Raw genomic sequence first — 15,554 nt, 5'->3', positions numbered from 1 at the left:
TTTCCCATCCCACAGCGTCCTATTGGACCGGCTCAAAACTTTGGTATGGGAATCTGCTTCGGATCCTAATTCCTCTTAAAACACCACCAGACCGTTGTCACCAAGGCCGTAGTATACCTCATCCTCTCTCCGGATGACAGCCTTTCCGGCCGTTCCTTCCGTAATCTGGGCCGTGAATCTCCCCTCCTCTGCTATGGGAACCAGGAAGGTGAACACGGCTTTATCCGTATACTGGGTATCCAGGGTGTCGATCCCGCCCTGGGCCGCAATGTATTGTATCTTGCCCACTCCGTTGTAATCCGTGGTGATGCTCAGACGGACAGCCAGCTTTTTCTCCAGGATGACGCAGTTCTTAATCCCTTCCTTGACAGCACCGGAATACGCCCGCACCAGTCCCCCCGTACCCAGCAGGGTGCCTCCGAAATACCGGGTTACAACGGCACACACATCGTGGAGCTCATCCCCTGCCAGCACATCCATCATGGGTTTCCCGGCTGTCTGGGACGGCTCCCCGTCGTCGCTGCACCGGGCGGTCTGTCCCCTGTCCCCGATAATATAGGCAAAACAGTGATGTCTTGCATCCCAGTATTTCTTTCTGATTTCCTCTATAAATTTCAGGGCTTCCTCCTCTGAAGACACAGGGCGCAGGTCCGCTATGAAGCGCGACTTCTTCTCCGCCAGCTCTCCTGAGCCTCCCTTGTACAGAATTTTGTAACTATCTACCACTTTTACGGCTCCTTTACGGTTATTTGTGGGTTACCATCCCCACCTTTCGACATTTTTTACCTATTTTTTATCATAATATAGATATCAGGCGATGGCAAGGGCATATTTAAACCTTTTCAATTTTACAAAATTGGTGTATAATCTACAAGATAGGTATGAGGGTCCGCAGGGGGGCGGATTTTATTCAGATTATGTACGAAAAGGAGAATCTATGAACTATGGAAAGTACGAGGCTGAGCGCAGGCTTAAGTCTCTCCACTCTAAATCAGGCAAATACGCTTCACGGCTGCTCCTTAATATATTTAAGGCGCTTTTTGTCCTGTTTTTGTTTCTGGCAGTAGTGGGTGCATCCATCGGTTTCGGTATGGTTAAAGGCATTATAGATAATGCCCCTTCCGTTGATATTCTAAATATTCAGCCCAGCCGTTTTGCCACTGCGGTATACGACTCTGCCGGGAACCTGACGGATACCCTGGTCACCAGCGGCTCCAACCGTGAGGAAGCCACCTACGAGGAACTTCCAAAGGATTTGATAAACGCATTCGTAGCCATTGAGGATTCCCGTTTCTGGACCCACAACGGCATCGACATCCGCTCCATTGCCAGGGCCGTAAAGGGCATTGTCAGCGACGACTATGCGGGCGGCGGAAGCACCATAACGCAGCAGCTCATCAAGAACAACGTGTTCTCCGGAGGAATGGAATCCGGCTGGGGAGCCAGGATTGAGCGTAAACTGCAGGAACAGTACCTTGCCGTGCAGCTGGAAAAGAATTCTGGCATGAGCAAGGAAGATACCAAGAAGCTGATTATCACCAACTATCTCAACACCATCAACCTGGGCAACAACACCCTGGGAGTAAAGGTGGCGGCCAAACGCTATTTCAACAAGGACGTTTCAGACCTGACCCTCTCCGAGTGTACAGTGCTTGCATCCATCACCAAGAATCCCTCCAGACTCAATCCCATATCAGGACGCGAAAACAATGCGGAACGCCGAAGAATCGTACTCCAGTATATGTATGAGCAGGATTATATCACCAAGGCCCAGCAGGAGGAGGCCCTGGCAGATGATGTATACGACAGGATACAGAACGTGGATACAGCCACCAAAGGGGCCAACAGCCATTACAGTTATTTTACGGACGAGCTCATTGAGCAGGTCATCAGTGCCCTGATGGAAAAGCTGGATTACACGGAAAGCCAGGCCAGCAATCTCCTGTATTCCGGCGGACTCCAGATTTATACCACCCAGGACCCGGCCTTACAGGCCATTGTGGACGAGGAGATCAATAACCCGGACAACTATTCCGTTGCCAAGTATTCTGTGGAATACAGGCTTTCCATTACTCACGCGGACGGCACCACGGAGCACTATTCAGAGGAGAACCTGCGCACCTTCCGCAAGAGCGTGCTGGGAGATTCCTCCTTTGAGGGACTCTATGCCTCCAAGGAAGCGGTCCAGGATGACATTGACCAGTATAAGGCATGGCTTTTAAAGGATGGCGATGAAATCATCGGCGAGCGCCAGAACCTGATTTTACAGCCGCAGGCTTCCTTCGTTCTGTTAGACCAGCACACAGGCGAGGTCAAGGCGCTGTGCGGCGGCCGCGGCGAAAAGACGGCCAGTCTTACCCTAAACCGCGCCAGCAACGTATACCGCCAGCCAGGCTCCGCCTTTAAGGTTATCACGGCCTTCGCGCCTGCCCTGGATGCCTGCGGAGCCACCCTGGGCACTGTCTACTACGACGCGCCTTATACCATAGGAACCAAGACCTTCCGGAACTGGTGGAATTCCGGCTATGGCTTTACCGGTTACTCCAGCATCCGGGACGGCATCATCTACTCCATGAATATTGTGGCTGTGCGCTGCCTTATGGAGACAGTCACGCCTCAGCTTGGCGTGGAGTACGCAGAGAACATGGGCATTACCTCCCTTACAAAGGACGACCTGGGAGCAGCCACTGCCCTGGGCGGCATCACAAAGGGCGTTTCCAATCTGGAGCTGACCACGGCCTATGCCTCCATTGCCAACGGCGGCGTGTACACAAAGCCCCGTTTCTTCACCAAGATACTGGACCACAACGGAAAGGTCCTCATAGACAATGAACCGGAGACAAAGCAGGTGCTGAAGGATTCCACTGCCTTCCTTTTAACGGACGCCATGTCGGAATCCATGAAGAGCAACCGAAAATTCACCCGCCCGGGCGTGTCCATCAACTCCACCAGCACCCGCGCTGCCTTGACAGGCATGACTGCGGCCGGCAAGAGCGGCACCACCACCTCCAACAACGATGTATGGTTCGTGGGCTATACGCCTTATTACACCGCCGGCATATGGGGCGGATGTGACAACAACCAGAAGCTTAAGCACGGCGGCGTGAACAACGGCGGCACCACCTTCCACAAGGACATCTGGCGCAACATCATGAACCGTGTCCACGAGGGCATGTCAGACCCGGGCTTTGCGGTGCCGGACAGTATCGAGACCGCGGAAATCTGCCGCAAATCCGGCAAGAGAGCTGTCTCCGGTGTCTGCAACCACGACCCCAGGGGAAATGCCGTCTACACTGAGTATTTTGCAAAGGGAACCGCTCCCACGGAAGTCTGCGACAAGCATGTGGAGGTTACCGTATGCGCGGAATCAGGCATGCGCCCCACTCCCTACTGTCCCACAAAGACTACCAGGGTATGCATGACACTGCCGGAGGGCGAGGAGGGAGCTACGGATGATTCCGTATTTGCTATCCCAGGCTACTGCACCATCCACTCCGACGTTTCCACCATCATTCCGCCAAACACCAATGATCCCGGAAATACAGGTCCTACCGTGACTCCAATCGGTCCGGGTTATCAGGCCTCGCCGGAATCCACGGAAGGGTTTGGCCCGGGCAACCGGCCTTACTAGAGCGTGTTTGAAAATCCAGTACTGACAGAAATCATTTTAAAAAACCGGAACGCAAGCCGTCAGATGACGGCTGTGTCCCGGTTTTTTCGTTATTCTGCTGCTGCCTTCTATTCTGTTTCTTTCTATTCTGCTGCCATCTATTCTGCTGCCACCTTTTATTCGGTTGCCGCCCTTATTACTTTCATGCTTTCCATATTAATTTTCATCACTTCATCTTCGGCTTGAACACAAGGGACGCCAGATAGCCGAATACCAGGGCGCCGCATATTCCCGCGGAACTGGCCGTGAGTCCGCCCTTAAAGATGCCCAGTAGCCCGTCCTCTCCGATTCCCTCCTTTACGCCCTTCCAGAGAGTGTTTCCAAAGCCCAGAAGAGGCACCGTGGCCCCTGCCCCTGCCCATTTCGCAAAGGGCTCATAGAGCCCTATGGCTCCCAGTATGGCGCCGCTGACCACCAGGGTGACCATGACCCGCCCCGGCATCATCTTTGTCTTTTCCAGCAGAATCTGGACCAGGGCACAGATGATTCCTCCCACGATAAATGCTTTTAAATAGTCCATATCATTTCCTCCTTAACTGTCGATATGTTCAATGACGACTGCGTGGGCAATGCCCGGTATGCTCTGTCCTTCATTGAAGCTGACCGAGGACAGCAGCGCCCCGGTAGGGACAAATAAAACCCGCTTCCAGGTGCCATCCTGTACCTTGGGGAGGATGTAGGAGCACAGGGTAACGGCGGAACAGCCGCATCCGCTTCCACCTGCATGGGTGTCCTGCTGTTCCTTATCGTATATCTCCATGCCACAGTCCATGTGAAGCCGGCTTAAGTCCCTTCCTTTATTCTTCATAAACTCCAGCAGGATGGTCCTTCCCACCTCTCCCAGGTCCCCGGTGATGATTTTATCATACCAGGTCTCATTGACCTGGAAATCCTCCAGGTTCTGTTCAATGGTATGGAACGCTGCCGGGGCCATGGCAGCTCCCATATTCATGGAATCCTTGGCGCCCATGTCTACCATGCGTCCGGTTGTGATGCCTGCGATGCGGGCCATCCCATCCTTCCGGTTTCCTGCCAGAACCACGGCGCCGCAGCCCGTGACAGTCCATGTGGCAGAGGGCGGCCTCTGGTTCCCATAGGCCAGGGGAAAACGAAACTGCTTTTCTGCCGTGGCAAAATGGCTGGACGCCATGGACATGACCTGGTCCGCATACCCTGCGTTGACTGCCATTGCTCCCAATCCCAATGCCTCCCCCATGGTGGAGCAGGCCCCGTAAAGCCCAAAAAGAGGGATCTCCAAATCCACGGTACCAAAGGATGTGGCTATGAGCTGCCCCAGCAGATCGCCCGCAAACAGATAGCGCAGGTCACCCTTTCGTATGCCGCCCTTTTCAATGACCAGGTCCGCGGTTTTCTTCTGCATGGTGCTCTCCGCCTGTTCCCAATTATCCATACCAAACATATCGTCCAGTTCCACCTCGTCGAACAGGCTTCCCAGAGGACCTTCGCCCTCTTTTTTCCCAACGACGGAGCCAGCGCTTATGATGACCGGGGGATGTTCAAATTCAATACTTGCCTTGCCTTTCATCTGTCCCATTTCATGCACTCTCCTTCCTGTGACAGGATGTAATAATTACAGTATCCCTCGTTTCCGGAAAAATACTCAAAAATAAATGAACCCAAAAAGGCAGCCTGCTTAGTGGAAAGGCATTGCCTGCATCTGCCAGGGCCTGGCAGGACAGCTCCCCAGTCCAAATGTCAACTGCATGTTTCCGGAAAAAAAAATTGCCTAAAACTGCTCTCCCTACGTATCAAAAATCTTTCATCATCCGCTTCACAGTTTTATCAAAATCTGATTCAATCGGTTGTATTCTATTAAAAACATCATACTCGCTATACGCTTTTTCCAATGCTTGTTTATGCGATATTTTACCGTTATCTTTAAGAATTTTAAACTGTCGAAACTCTAGGAAGGCATTTACACTTTGCTCAAATTCTTCCATAGTAAACACATTTTCACGTTCTATTAAATCTTCGATATAATCAAAATATCCGGTAACAGCCCTCTCTAACTGTCGTATTTCCTTTTCGGTTAAATAATTTTTAGCAATTGATACATCAGACTTAAGAATTCGCCCATCTGGTGCATTCTTCCATGTTGTAAGTCCCATATGCTCTTTCGTATGATCTGCTTTATTATATACAATTTCAGCTGCTGTGCAACTCGTTATTGCATAGTGGAAACAATTCTGTATAGTCGCATAAAAATGATATGCGATCTCAGAATCCTTCGTATAATCAATACTGCATTCGGCAAATATGTCAGTTATTTGTTGCCATATCCGACGTTCACTTGCTCGAATAGAACGAACTCTTTCAAGTAATTCTCTGAAGTAATCTTTCCCAAATGCAGCCTTTCCCTGCTTAAGCCTATCATCATCCAACACAAACCCTTTTTGCATATATTCTTTCAGAATTTTTGTTGCCCAAATTCTAAAATGAGTTGCTTTTTTTGAATTCACTCTATAGCCAACGGATATTATGGCATCTAAATTATAAAATTTTGCTTCCATTGTCTGCGTTTTTCCATCAATCGCACCATGTGGAGTGGTTATTTCCATTTTGGAAACAACCACTCTCTCCTCAAGCTCACCATCATGAAAAATATTCTTAAGATGCTTACTGATTGCGGGAACCTGAACACCAAACAACTCCGCCATTGCCTTCTGCGTTATCCAAAGTGTCTCATCTTTTATATACGCATTAACTGATACATCGCCATCGTCGGAGTGGTATAAAATCATTTCCATCTCTTTTGAAAAGTTTTCCAAAACTAAACCTCCCTATATTGTCAAGTGATTCTCCTTAAAAAATCAAGGAATTTTAAGTTTCATATCTCAGGTGAATGAACTCACTCTCTGTTACATATCCCCGTCAGATAACAGATCAATCGCTCCTTAAAAAATAGTTTTTCACATCTGTCCAGCACATCTCCTGACTCTTTTATGTACCATCCGTTCTTCGATATAATTCGCACCATTTACTAAAGTTGATTCACTGAAATGACATCAAGCTGCAGGGAATCGGACTCTATCTTTTATTAAAATATATCCTATCTATTTTACTCAAACTTCCCAAACCATTTGGTATGCTAAACCTTGCTGCAAAAACAAAGCTCGCAGCAAGGCACAAGCCCCATTTTTAATGTGGAAAGCGTGAATCAATCATTAAAACATCTTTTCCATTCATTACGAATCAGTTCATCAGCTTTCGGTAAAGCATACTTCAAAAGTTTATCCGCAAGAGTGATTGTCCCTGCTGGCAACAAAGAACTGCTTTCACACCACATCGCCGGATATGCAGCAATCCTGCGCCTTTTATTTCGCATCTCAACAAAATGCTGTATCCCATCCCCAACTATTTTATATTCCGCTCCCATAGCGTTTAATGGTTCCAGCAATTCTTCCTGTTGATCATAAGGCAATTCTGACGGAAGACTGAAATTCTCGCACCATTCCAACAGTTCTAGCGCTGCAAAACGGTCTAACAAGCCATGAACACGTTGATTCCAGTAATGCATCAGACATTCATGGCAGGCACTGTCACACCCAGCATGACAGCTTATCAGGACCTTTTTTGTTTCCCCCATCAGCTCCTGTGTTTTTTCCGCCAATGCAGAACAATACCCTGCTCCACTAGAAAGGCTATCAAACAAAAAGACATCTACATACGCTTTAAAACCATCTTCGGAATAACGCAACCGATATCCACTTTTGATTTCATTGAATTCAATATCCAGCAGGCGCCCGCCTGCCAAAGTCATCGCCTCTGCCAAAGTCTGACCGGCTCTTCGTATCCAAAGCCCGCCAGGATTTACATTTATCCGTTTTGCATCAAGGGTAATCTCATACACTACCATGTCTGTCCTAAACTGATTGCCCAGATAAGTGTTTACAACGCTTCCTGCCCCATGATGACAGCTATAATTTGTATACGGATGGCGATATGGTTTATATATCTTCCGAAGCAGCGCTTCGTCATCCCCGGGAATCGCAGCCCCGCAATCTTTGCAGACCATAAAACCTGTAGATTTCGGTCCCTTATTCAAGATAATCAACGGATCATTCGCTCTCTTTGAATAGCGCAGGTTGCTAAAACCGATTACCGTCTCCATCTCGCTTTCTTTTGGTGTAATAGAATAACAAGGTTCCTCTGCATAAGTCATTTCTGCTTCAGCCCCTGCTTCCTTGGCACTTGTTCCGTTGACAGGTGCAAATCCCCACGGCTTTAGCATCTTTTGACTCCGAATGGTTGCTTTTCCACAAAACGGGCATTGGCTTTCGTATTTCAGTCCCATCCAACTGCAGGCGGAATCTCCGCAATAATATAGGTCTTTAAAATATTCCTTACTTTTGCTTTCAAAGAAAGGTCTGGCAGGGTGTTCCTGCTCATCCGCACGAAATTTTGAATGAAAGCTGTAAATACCGCCTGATTTATAAGTAACCTTATTAATCACCACTAACCGCCCAGGTGCGTATTCACTAATTGCCATGTCCAAAGCGCGTTCCGGCTTTTGTTCAATGGATGATCCCTTTTCATTTTCCACATAAAAACCTACAACATCTTTAGGAAAAGAATATGTTGGAAAAATCCCCCTTTCCAAAAAAGTATCCAGCACGCGCTTTTCCTGGTTATCATCATCCTGGTATTCCTCCGGAAATTCTTCCGTACTTTTTCTTAATTCTTCCAGTTGATCCAAAATTTCTTTTTTATATTCCGCAATGTTGAAGTTAATCCCCTCTGGAATAAGTGTTTCCAGTTCAAAATCCTGTTCCTCTTTCCCATAGATAAACTCTTCAAAGTTTTTAAAATCAGTCCGGAAAAAATCACAAATCCTGACTTCGTCCGCCCCTGATCCCATCCTGTCAAAAAACTCTGTAGCACAAATTACATTCATATGTCGATATGCTAATTTTTTATTGTCAACATCAATCCATGGCGTTCTGGGAACACCGGAAATGATTTTTTCAGGATTATGAAAGTAATAACTGTCATGAGGCCTGTTGTCTGTATATGTGACAATTGTGGATATTGCTGCGCTTTTCCGACCTGCACGCCCGGCACGCTGCTGGTAATTTTCCCGCATAGGTGGAATATTTCTCAAACCAACCGCCGTCAGCGATCCAATATCAATGCCTACTTCCATAGTCGTAGTACAGCTCAATATATCTACCGGACGATCATTGTTTACATGAACATTTTGAAATCTCATTTCAAAATCTTCCGTAGTTGACCAGGTTTTTTGCCGTTGATCCTTATGGGAAAGCTGTGCGGTATGTTCTTCTGTGTTAATACGCGTCATATATACCTGCGGATTACCATGAACCGCCCCCAGAACAGGTGCCCGCCAGAATTTGATGCCATCAAAGTCCTCCTGAGTCATCTTTCTGGAAATCCCTTTCCCACAGTGTACACATTTTCCCCACAATACGAAAGGAAACACGCCACTGCATCTGGGGCATTTATACCATTCATGGTTTTCACCAAAGCGTAACATAATCATATCCAAATTGAGATACATAGAGGATGTATGATTGCCTTTGGCAAGAAACTTGCATAACTGCCTGACCACAATTTCAATCTGAGCCTTTGTAAATCCCTGAGCTTCCAGCATCTTCCTGATTCTGGGCGGCAATTCGTTTCCATTCCCGACTCCCAGCCGGGGATATGCAGTAATATTTCTTCGCACGTCATCATCAATTTCAGAACCGACCGCATACTGTGAAGTCATGATTTCCATTGCCCATGCGGAAAACAGCACCTTGAACTCATCTAATGACATCTCAATTTCTGCTTCCTCCAGCTCCTCTTCTATTTCGTCAAAGGTTTCCTCGTCAATGTCACAAGGCTCCATCCAACATAATCCTGCATCCGTCAAAGACCGAAAGCTGCTGCACAACTGTCGCAACAAATGTTCATAGTACTGACTTGGTTTATGTTTAAAGTATTTATTAATGACAATATTGTATTTTATCTTGTCCTGCTTTTTCTCATATAACTCCTCCATCTTCTTTAAATCTTCCAACAATTCCTTTTCATTATTTCCATAAAAAAACTGAAGTCCATTTTGATAGGCAACTTTCAGAAAAACAGCATACAAAATGTTCAATGTTGGAATTTTATGGTTCCGTGCCGCCCACTCCTGGAGTTCATTTGCTGCAACTGTCAGCGCTTTTTTCATAGCCCATTCATCTGCCGCACGGGTCAAGTCCCTTGCCAGAACAGCAGCACGCTGTCTGCTGTCTGAAAACAGCAAAACTTTTCGTCCACCATTGGCCTCATTCTTATATCGAGAAATAGGTGGCTGTACATAGAATTGCTCCGATACCAGATTGAAAAACGGTTCATTTCCTTTGGTAACAAAATCAGTTGCCTCAAAGCGCATTTTGTCGCATTTGGGACAAGTACTAAAAGTCCATAAATTCGGCCTGCCCTTAACTTCCACATCACAGTATGCTACTTGAATACAGTTTTTCTTCCCGCCAGGCTCCTCGGAAAATCTGTCCAGGTATCCTGTCATCGCATTCAGATATGCGGTTTGAATCTTTCTGCTTCCTTTACTTCTTTTAAAGTTGCCATCCTGAAGAATCGGATAAAAAAGAACTTCTTTCAAGTTATCCGTAAACTGGATACCCGGTTCATTCCAGACAAAAGGATTTTCATGTTCAGATACATCCATATAGCCACGCAGAAACAATGCACCGCAAGATCGCTCATTCAACAGTTCATATATCATGCCTCCGCATTTGCAGCGTGCTCCTGGTTTTCGCAGATAGACACGACCTAATCCAAGCCCTGCATCCTCATAATTTTTTTGTGTGCAGGATGGATTGGAACAGGCATAAATCCCCTGCAATCCCCGAAACATCATATGCAGTCTGGCAGGATACAGAACCTTCCCCTCAGTATTTTTTGCAAATGGAGCGATTGCAAGCAATACGCTGGTTGCCTTTTCCGCAGCAGGGGATTCACTTTTTGGGAACGCAATTTTCACTAATTTCTTAAAGCTGACTGCATGCCCCCGGGTCTGTTTTATAATCCGCAGCAGTGGATTACACAAGCGCAAACAATCATACAGCCACGTTTCGACATTTGTTTCATCCTCAGAACCATTGTATACAGGAAAGTTTACCCGTCTGGCAAAATCCATAATTGCTGGATAGCGCCCATTCCAGTCCTGCTGCAGTGCGTCCAAATCGTAATCCATCAGAACAATCGGGTCAAACTCTCTACCACTTACCGGAAGTTTCTCCGCTGTTCCTTTGATCAATACAAATGTATTTCTGTTTTTTTGCTGGGCGCTTAAATCACTAGCAAATTTGTATACTTCTCTCTCCTTTTCTTTTTCCGATGGAACGCTGGCACTGGTAAGAATAAATTGTACCTGACTGCGCTTAATACCCAGCTTATGCAATAATCTACGCACTAAAAGAGCAACCTCTCCTCCAGACGAGCCTCGATACATATGGGCTTCATCCATAATAAACAATAATCTGTTTCCTGGAGCGCTGTCAATCCACTCCTTCGTCCTATTCCAAATCTCCTTTTCAATCGGACGCATCAACATGTATTCCAACATAGAATAATTTGTAATCAATATGTCGGGACAATACTGATGCATTTCATGACGGGTTATTAACTCCGCATCTTCTGGATCTGTCAGGCAATCCTCCTGTTTCCTCAAGCGTTCCACAAACGCTCCCAAATTTTTTTTAGATGGATATTTTCCAAGTTCACGAAGCTTTTTCTTAGTTTCTTCTGACTGCTTAAGAATATCTTTCTCCATCGTATTCGCCAAATTTAAGTTTTGATTTCTGTCAGCTCTACCTGAATACGGTGTGCGACCGGTATACATCCCAAACTGCACTACCCGGCGTCCTGGAGCCATTTCATTGATTAAGCTATGAAAACCGTTTTCACCATTGCCGATCATACAACGAAGTCTTCCCAATTGATCAGAAACCAACGCATTCATTGGATACAGCATGATTGCCCGCACCCCACGAATCTCCCATGTTCTGGGAGAACGCATCTGCTCCAGAACCAGTTTACTCACCATCGGCCACATAAAACATTCTGTTTTCCCGGAACCTGTACCCGTAGCGACAAAAAGGTCTTGTCCTTGATAAAATGCCTCCAGGGCTTCGATCTGGTGTTTGTATGGGTTCCTAAACACGCCTAAATCCAACTCTGCCATTTTTAGAAGAATTCTTTTGACAGCCATCTCCAACGCTGCGCCGTTAATTCCCCCTTCCGCTTCCAGGTAAGCGGGATTGGCCTCTATATAAGGTTCTTGAAACACCATCCCCGCTTTTTGCAGCTCTTTTTCACAAGCAACACGTAATGCGTCATTTTTACCAAGATATTCGGTATTGATATAATCCAGCAGCCGGTTTCTGATCGCATCATAAGTGTTCCTTACTCCATACTTATCCATGTCCTGTCCTTTCTTCTATCAGTTTTATCCCTAATCCATATAAGTGCGGCTTTACAAATTTCCACACCAGTTCACCCATATCCCATTCCAGCTTATCCATAATAGAATTGTGGGGCCATGCGTATGTTTCCAACAGGGAGCTTTCCTTTTGCGGCAAATGAATCCTCAATTTCACCGAAACATGGTCTGCATAGTGATACATCTGTACTGGCACATCATTCCCTGCCATGTGCCTCATTGCCATCATAAACCGTCTATGTTCGTAAACTTCTTGTAAGAACGGATCCACTCGATGTTCATACAAATATTCACCCTGGCGCAGAAGATAATACTCATATCTGTTTTGACAGATATTACGGCGGGCAAACGATATTCCTTCCACTGATTTTGGCCGTTCTGACTGCCAACAGGAATGATTATTTTTTGACTTCCTATATGCATTAAAATATTGAACATTCTTATCCATACCCGCAGTTTTCCACCAGGCAGAGCGTACAAAGTCCCAAAACCATCCTGTTACATCTGTAACTGGCTCAGGTTTGTATATTGTGCTTTCTTGTGTTTTCTGAAGCATTGCTATACCTGAATAATATGTATCCTGCGAAAGTATCTCCCCTTTTCTGCACCCCACTTTACCTGATAGCGGCATTTGGCTGCTTCCTGCAAGAATCAGGTTTGTCCCAAATCCAACCTGCAGCAAATCTCCATGTCTTATCAGTCTGCCCAGCAACACAGTAATGGGGCTGTCTACTTCTGATTCCGTTTCAAACCACGGTCTAGATTCTGGATGTCTTTTCAACATTTCATTAAGGATAGCAGTACATTTATCAAAAATATGCCTTCTACTCACCCCTTGCACATTCTCCTGTACACTGGTGACCGGCTGATCCAATGCAGAGGCTTTTACCCAACTGGCCATCGCTGAATACAAAACTCTGCTGCAAAATTGCATTTCTGATTCATTTCCATATCTATCAATCCCTAAGTCAGTAGCCATGGCATATAGGATTCTGTCTTCCATCCGCCGTACCTCACAGGTATTTTGCAATATATCTGTTGGACTTTACATCCAATCCAATTGTTGAAAGCTTTTCTAAGAAATCCTCCTTTTTCTCGGAAGATTTCGCACTCAGCAAAATCTGAATGAATATCATTTCATCCGCTTCCATTGTTCCATCTGTCACAGCCAGATATTTTGCATAATTTAATACTGCCATGTTATCAATCATTCCATAAAACTGTTTTAACAGCTTACGCTTTTTTCGAAAAACTTCTGCATCGTATTCTAAAACAAAATCAACTGAGGAATAAAAAGCATTTAAAGTGTCCGTCTCAAAATCTGTAATTCCGATATCTCCGTCAATAAACATAGTTTGGTTCCATACATGGCTTGAAATCATTTCTGTATTACCATTCAACGGGAAAATAAGAATCGCCTTATTCCCCCATTCTTCTGAACGTTGCCTTATCTCATGAAAAGCGTTCAAGCTAAATCCCTCAAAAATGCCATTGACGATAAACACTCTATTGACAGCTTTTATCTCCTGCCCGATAAAATCACAGATTTCTTTGCAGCGAGGCTCGCCTATGGGCAAAGAGAGCATACAAGTCCCATCGCACCCAAACATGGAGGAAATACAATCTGCTATCCTTTCTGCGTGTTCACCACATACAATAGGCATATTATTACAAATAGCAAATACAATTATCTGCGCCATCTGAAGCGCAACTCTCTCATCATAACCTGACAAAATTAGGTTCTCTGTCAATTCCTCCTCAAAAGAATCCATATCCGTTATTTCAGTGCCCAAATGATACTTCTTTTTTCTATAGGTAACCGATATGGAACTTTCTTCTGACAGCACACCTTTACTTTTAATATCAATTGGCATGGCAAATGCCATTTCAGATATAAAGTCCGCCGCATCTTTTCTTGCTAAAGCAATTCGGGCTGCAATTTTCTCTTGTACATCCTGAGCCAGTTTTTCCTGTTTTGAAATCTCTGCCTGGAGCTCTTTCAGTTCCTTCTGCACCTTGCTGTGCTGCTCCTTATATGTAGTATAATTATCTCTTTCCTCTTTGACTGCTCTCTGTACCTTTTCCAGTTCGTCTTGCGCCATGAGAAGTTGTTGGGAATTCTCCTTTTGCCAGTCTTCCGAAAGCAATTCTTTACATCTCCTCACAAGCTCCGTATTTCTCTCCACCGCAGCTCCTAACGTTTCCATATCAATGTCGTCTTCTGACAAATAGGAATCTGCCTGTTTAATAAAGGAGGATAAATATTCCTCAGCTTCTTTCTCCGTGCATTCATATGCGTCAACAATTTCCTGATATATCGTCTTTTCTGGCAGTTCTTTCAAAAAAGCCTGGCAATGCTGAGTTTCTTTTATACTAAGACCGCTTTGACGCAATTTTGCACTTGTAGCACGTCTTACCACGATCTCCTTTACAACTTCCAGCGGACTCTTTACTTGAAAAATGCTTTGAGGCATACCCAGATTAAGGTATCTGTAAATTTTCTTTCCAGCAATCTCTAATACATCACCAATATCAATGGTGTACTGCGGCAATATGTACACGTTTTTCTTCAACCGGGCAAACCCATCACAAAATTCCAGTTCACTAGTTCCACACAGCAAACCATTCATCTCATTTTCTGTCGTATGGTACACAAAAAGCACTTTGCTTCCTGATATGCAGGAGAAATCATGACCAATGAGAAAATCTAAAAGTTCCTCACAGTTATGGCATTCTGTAAGTTCCACAACCTCTATGTAATTCATATTACTATTATACTGCATTTTATTTACATAATCTCTATTGGAATCCTTATAATTGGGAATGACATTCCAGTTCCATATTCCAATAAATTCCTCTGTATCAGGCCCATCAAGCAATGGTAATTTGTCACGATTGCTGAAATAAGGCGGTTCCTCCTCAATTTTAATGAACCGGCTGACTTTCCTGTCCTCAATATCTGCTAACCGCCTGCACTTTTTTCCATTATAATCGTTAAATATCTGACAAATAGATGTGTATTGATAATCTTCACTTCTTTCTTCTGTCTCCTCGTCACTATACTTTGACAGTTTGCGAAATTTATCTAGTATAACTCGATTTTAATAAGTTTACATTATTATCCTGAAATGGTATAATACTTATAGACCATTTCAGGAGGTAAAATGATGCCAAAGAGTGCTACGCCTATTTTTCTTTCCAATGATGATAAGTCATATTTAAAGTCCATTCTACAGAAGGGGACTGTTGAAGCCAGAGTCCACAGGAGAGCCAAAATCCTCTTATTAAAATCAGATGGCATGGCAGATGAAGCCATTGCTGACAAACTCGATATTTCGAGACCGACGGTAAAGCTCTGCCTGAAAAAATATATGGAATCAGGCGTGAAAGCTGCCATGGAAGACAGTAAAG

The 15,554-nt window shown here is 45.2% G+C and carries 9 protein-coding genes; 2 read left to right on the top strand and 7 right to left on the bottom strand.

Translation table 11 applies throughout. The features are described 5' to 3' along the window. Positions 1 to 75: 75 nt before the first annotated feature. A complete protein-coding gene (locus tag G614_RS0124145) occupies positions 76 to 726 on the bottom strand; it encodes a YigZ family protein (RefSeq protein WP_027643906.1) in 651 nt (216 codons plus the stop codon). A 211-nt stretch (positions 727 to 937) separates the two neighbouring features. Here G614_RS0124145 and G614_RS0124140 point away from each other — a divergent pair, with 211 nt between their 5' ends. Beyond that, entirely contained in the window at positions 938 to 3,631 is a 2,694-nt protein-coding gene (locus G614_RS0124140) for a transglycosylase domain-containing protein (RefSeq protein WP_027643905.1), read from the top strand. Positions 3,632 to 3,836: 205 nt separating this feature from the next. Here G614_RS0124140 and spoVAE read toward each other — a convergent pair whose 3' ends face one another. The 6 genes from spoVAE to G614_RS0124100 all read right to left on the bottom strand — a co-directional run bounded on the left by spoVAE (position 3,837) and on the right by G614_RS0124100 (position 14,908). Continuing rightward, complete coding sequence (gene spoVAE / locus G614_RS0124130) at positions 3,837 to 4,190, bottom strand: stage V sporulation protein AE (RefSeq protein WP_002567369.1); 354 nt, start codon at positions 4,188 to 4,190, stop codon at positions 3,837 to 3,839. Positions 4,191 to 4,202: 12 nt separating this feature from the next. Then, complete coding sequence (gene spoVAD, locus G614_RS0124125; RefSeq protein WP_027643903.1) at positions 4,203 to 5,225, bottom strand: stage V sporulation protein AD; 1,023 nt, start codon at positions 5,223 to 5,225, stop codon at positions 4,203 to 4,205. Between the two features lie 214 nt (positions 5,226 to 5,439). Beyond that, complete coding sequence (locus G614_RS0124115) at positions 5,440 to 6,438, bottom strand: virulence RhuM family protein (RefSeq protein WP_044918934.1); 999 nt, start codon at positions 6,436 to 6,438, stop codon at positions 5,440 to 5,442. Between the two features lie 410 nt (positions 6,439 to 6,848). Continuing rightward, the gene (locus G614_RS0124110) at positions 6,849 to 12,125 is read right to left on the bottom strand and encodes a DEAD/DEAH box helicase (protein ID WP_027643901.1); all 5,277 of its coding nucleotides are present in this window, start codon (positions 12,123 to 12,125) and stop codon (positions 6,849 to 6,851) included. Next, positions 12,118 to 13,146: a hypothetical protein gene (locus tag G614_RS0124105; RefSeq protein WP_027643900.1), complete on the bottom strand. Its 1,029-nt coding sequence runs from the start codon at positions 13,144 to 13,146 to the stop codon at positions 12,118 to 12,120. The genes G614_RS0124110 and G614_RS0124105 overlap by 8 nt, the downstream gene beginning before the upstream one ends. A gap of 10 nt (positions 13,147 to 13,156) precedes the next feature. Then, entirely contained in the window at positions 13,157 to 14,908 is a 1,752-nt protein-coding gene (locus G614_RS0124100; RefSeq protein WP_155245155.1) for a hypothetical protein, read from the bottom strand. 399 nt (positions 14,909 to 15,307) lie between these two features. On the opposite strand from G614_RS0124100, the gene G614_RS28990 reads away from it, so the two are divergent. Then, positions 15,308 to 15,554, top strand: a 247-nt coding sequence (locus G614_RS28990; RefSeq protein WP_242828214.1) for a helix-turn-helix domain-containing protein, incomplete at its 3' end; no start/stop codon positions are given.

This window comes from [Clostridium] clostridioforme AGR2157, from assembly GCF_000424325.1.
GTDB classification, from domain to species: Bacteria; Bacillota; Clostridia; order Lachnospirales; family Lachnospiraceae; genus Enterocloster; species Enterocloster clostridioformis_A.
The sequence above is the reverse complement of the archived record's forward strand: the minus strand, read 5'-3'. Positions and strand labels throughout refer to the sequence as shown.

Excerpts from the sequence above, each read along its gene's own strand:
- G614_RS0124140 (WP_027643905.1), top strand. The coding sequence starts at position 938 with ATGAACTATGGAAAGTACGAGGCTGAGCGCAGGCTTAAGTCTCTCCAC.
- spoVAE (WP_002567369.1), bottom strand. The coding sequence starts at position 4,190 with ATGGACTATTTAAAAGCATTTATCGTGGGAGGAATCATCTGTGCCCTG.
- spoVAD (WP_027643903.1), bottom strand. The coding sequence starts at position 5,225 with ATGGGACAGATGAAAGGCAAGGCAAGTATTGAATTTGAACATCCCCCG.
- G614_RS0124115 (WP_044918934.1), bottom strand. The coding sequence starts at position 6,438 with ATGGAAATGATTTTATACCACTCCGACGATGGCGATGTATCAGTTAAT.
- G614_RS0124110 (WP_027643901.1), bottom strand. The coding sequence starts at position 12,125 with ATGGATAAGTATGGAGTAAGGAACACTTATGATGCGATCAGAAACCGG.
- G614_RS0124105 (WP_027643900.1), bottom strand. The coding sequence starts at position 13,146 with ATGGAAGACAGAATCCTATATGCCATGGCTACTGACTTAGGGATTGAT.
- G614_RS0124100 (WP_155245155.1), bottom strand. The coding sequence starts at position 14,908 with ATGAATTACATAGAGGTTGTGGAACTTACAGAATGCCATAACTGTGAG.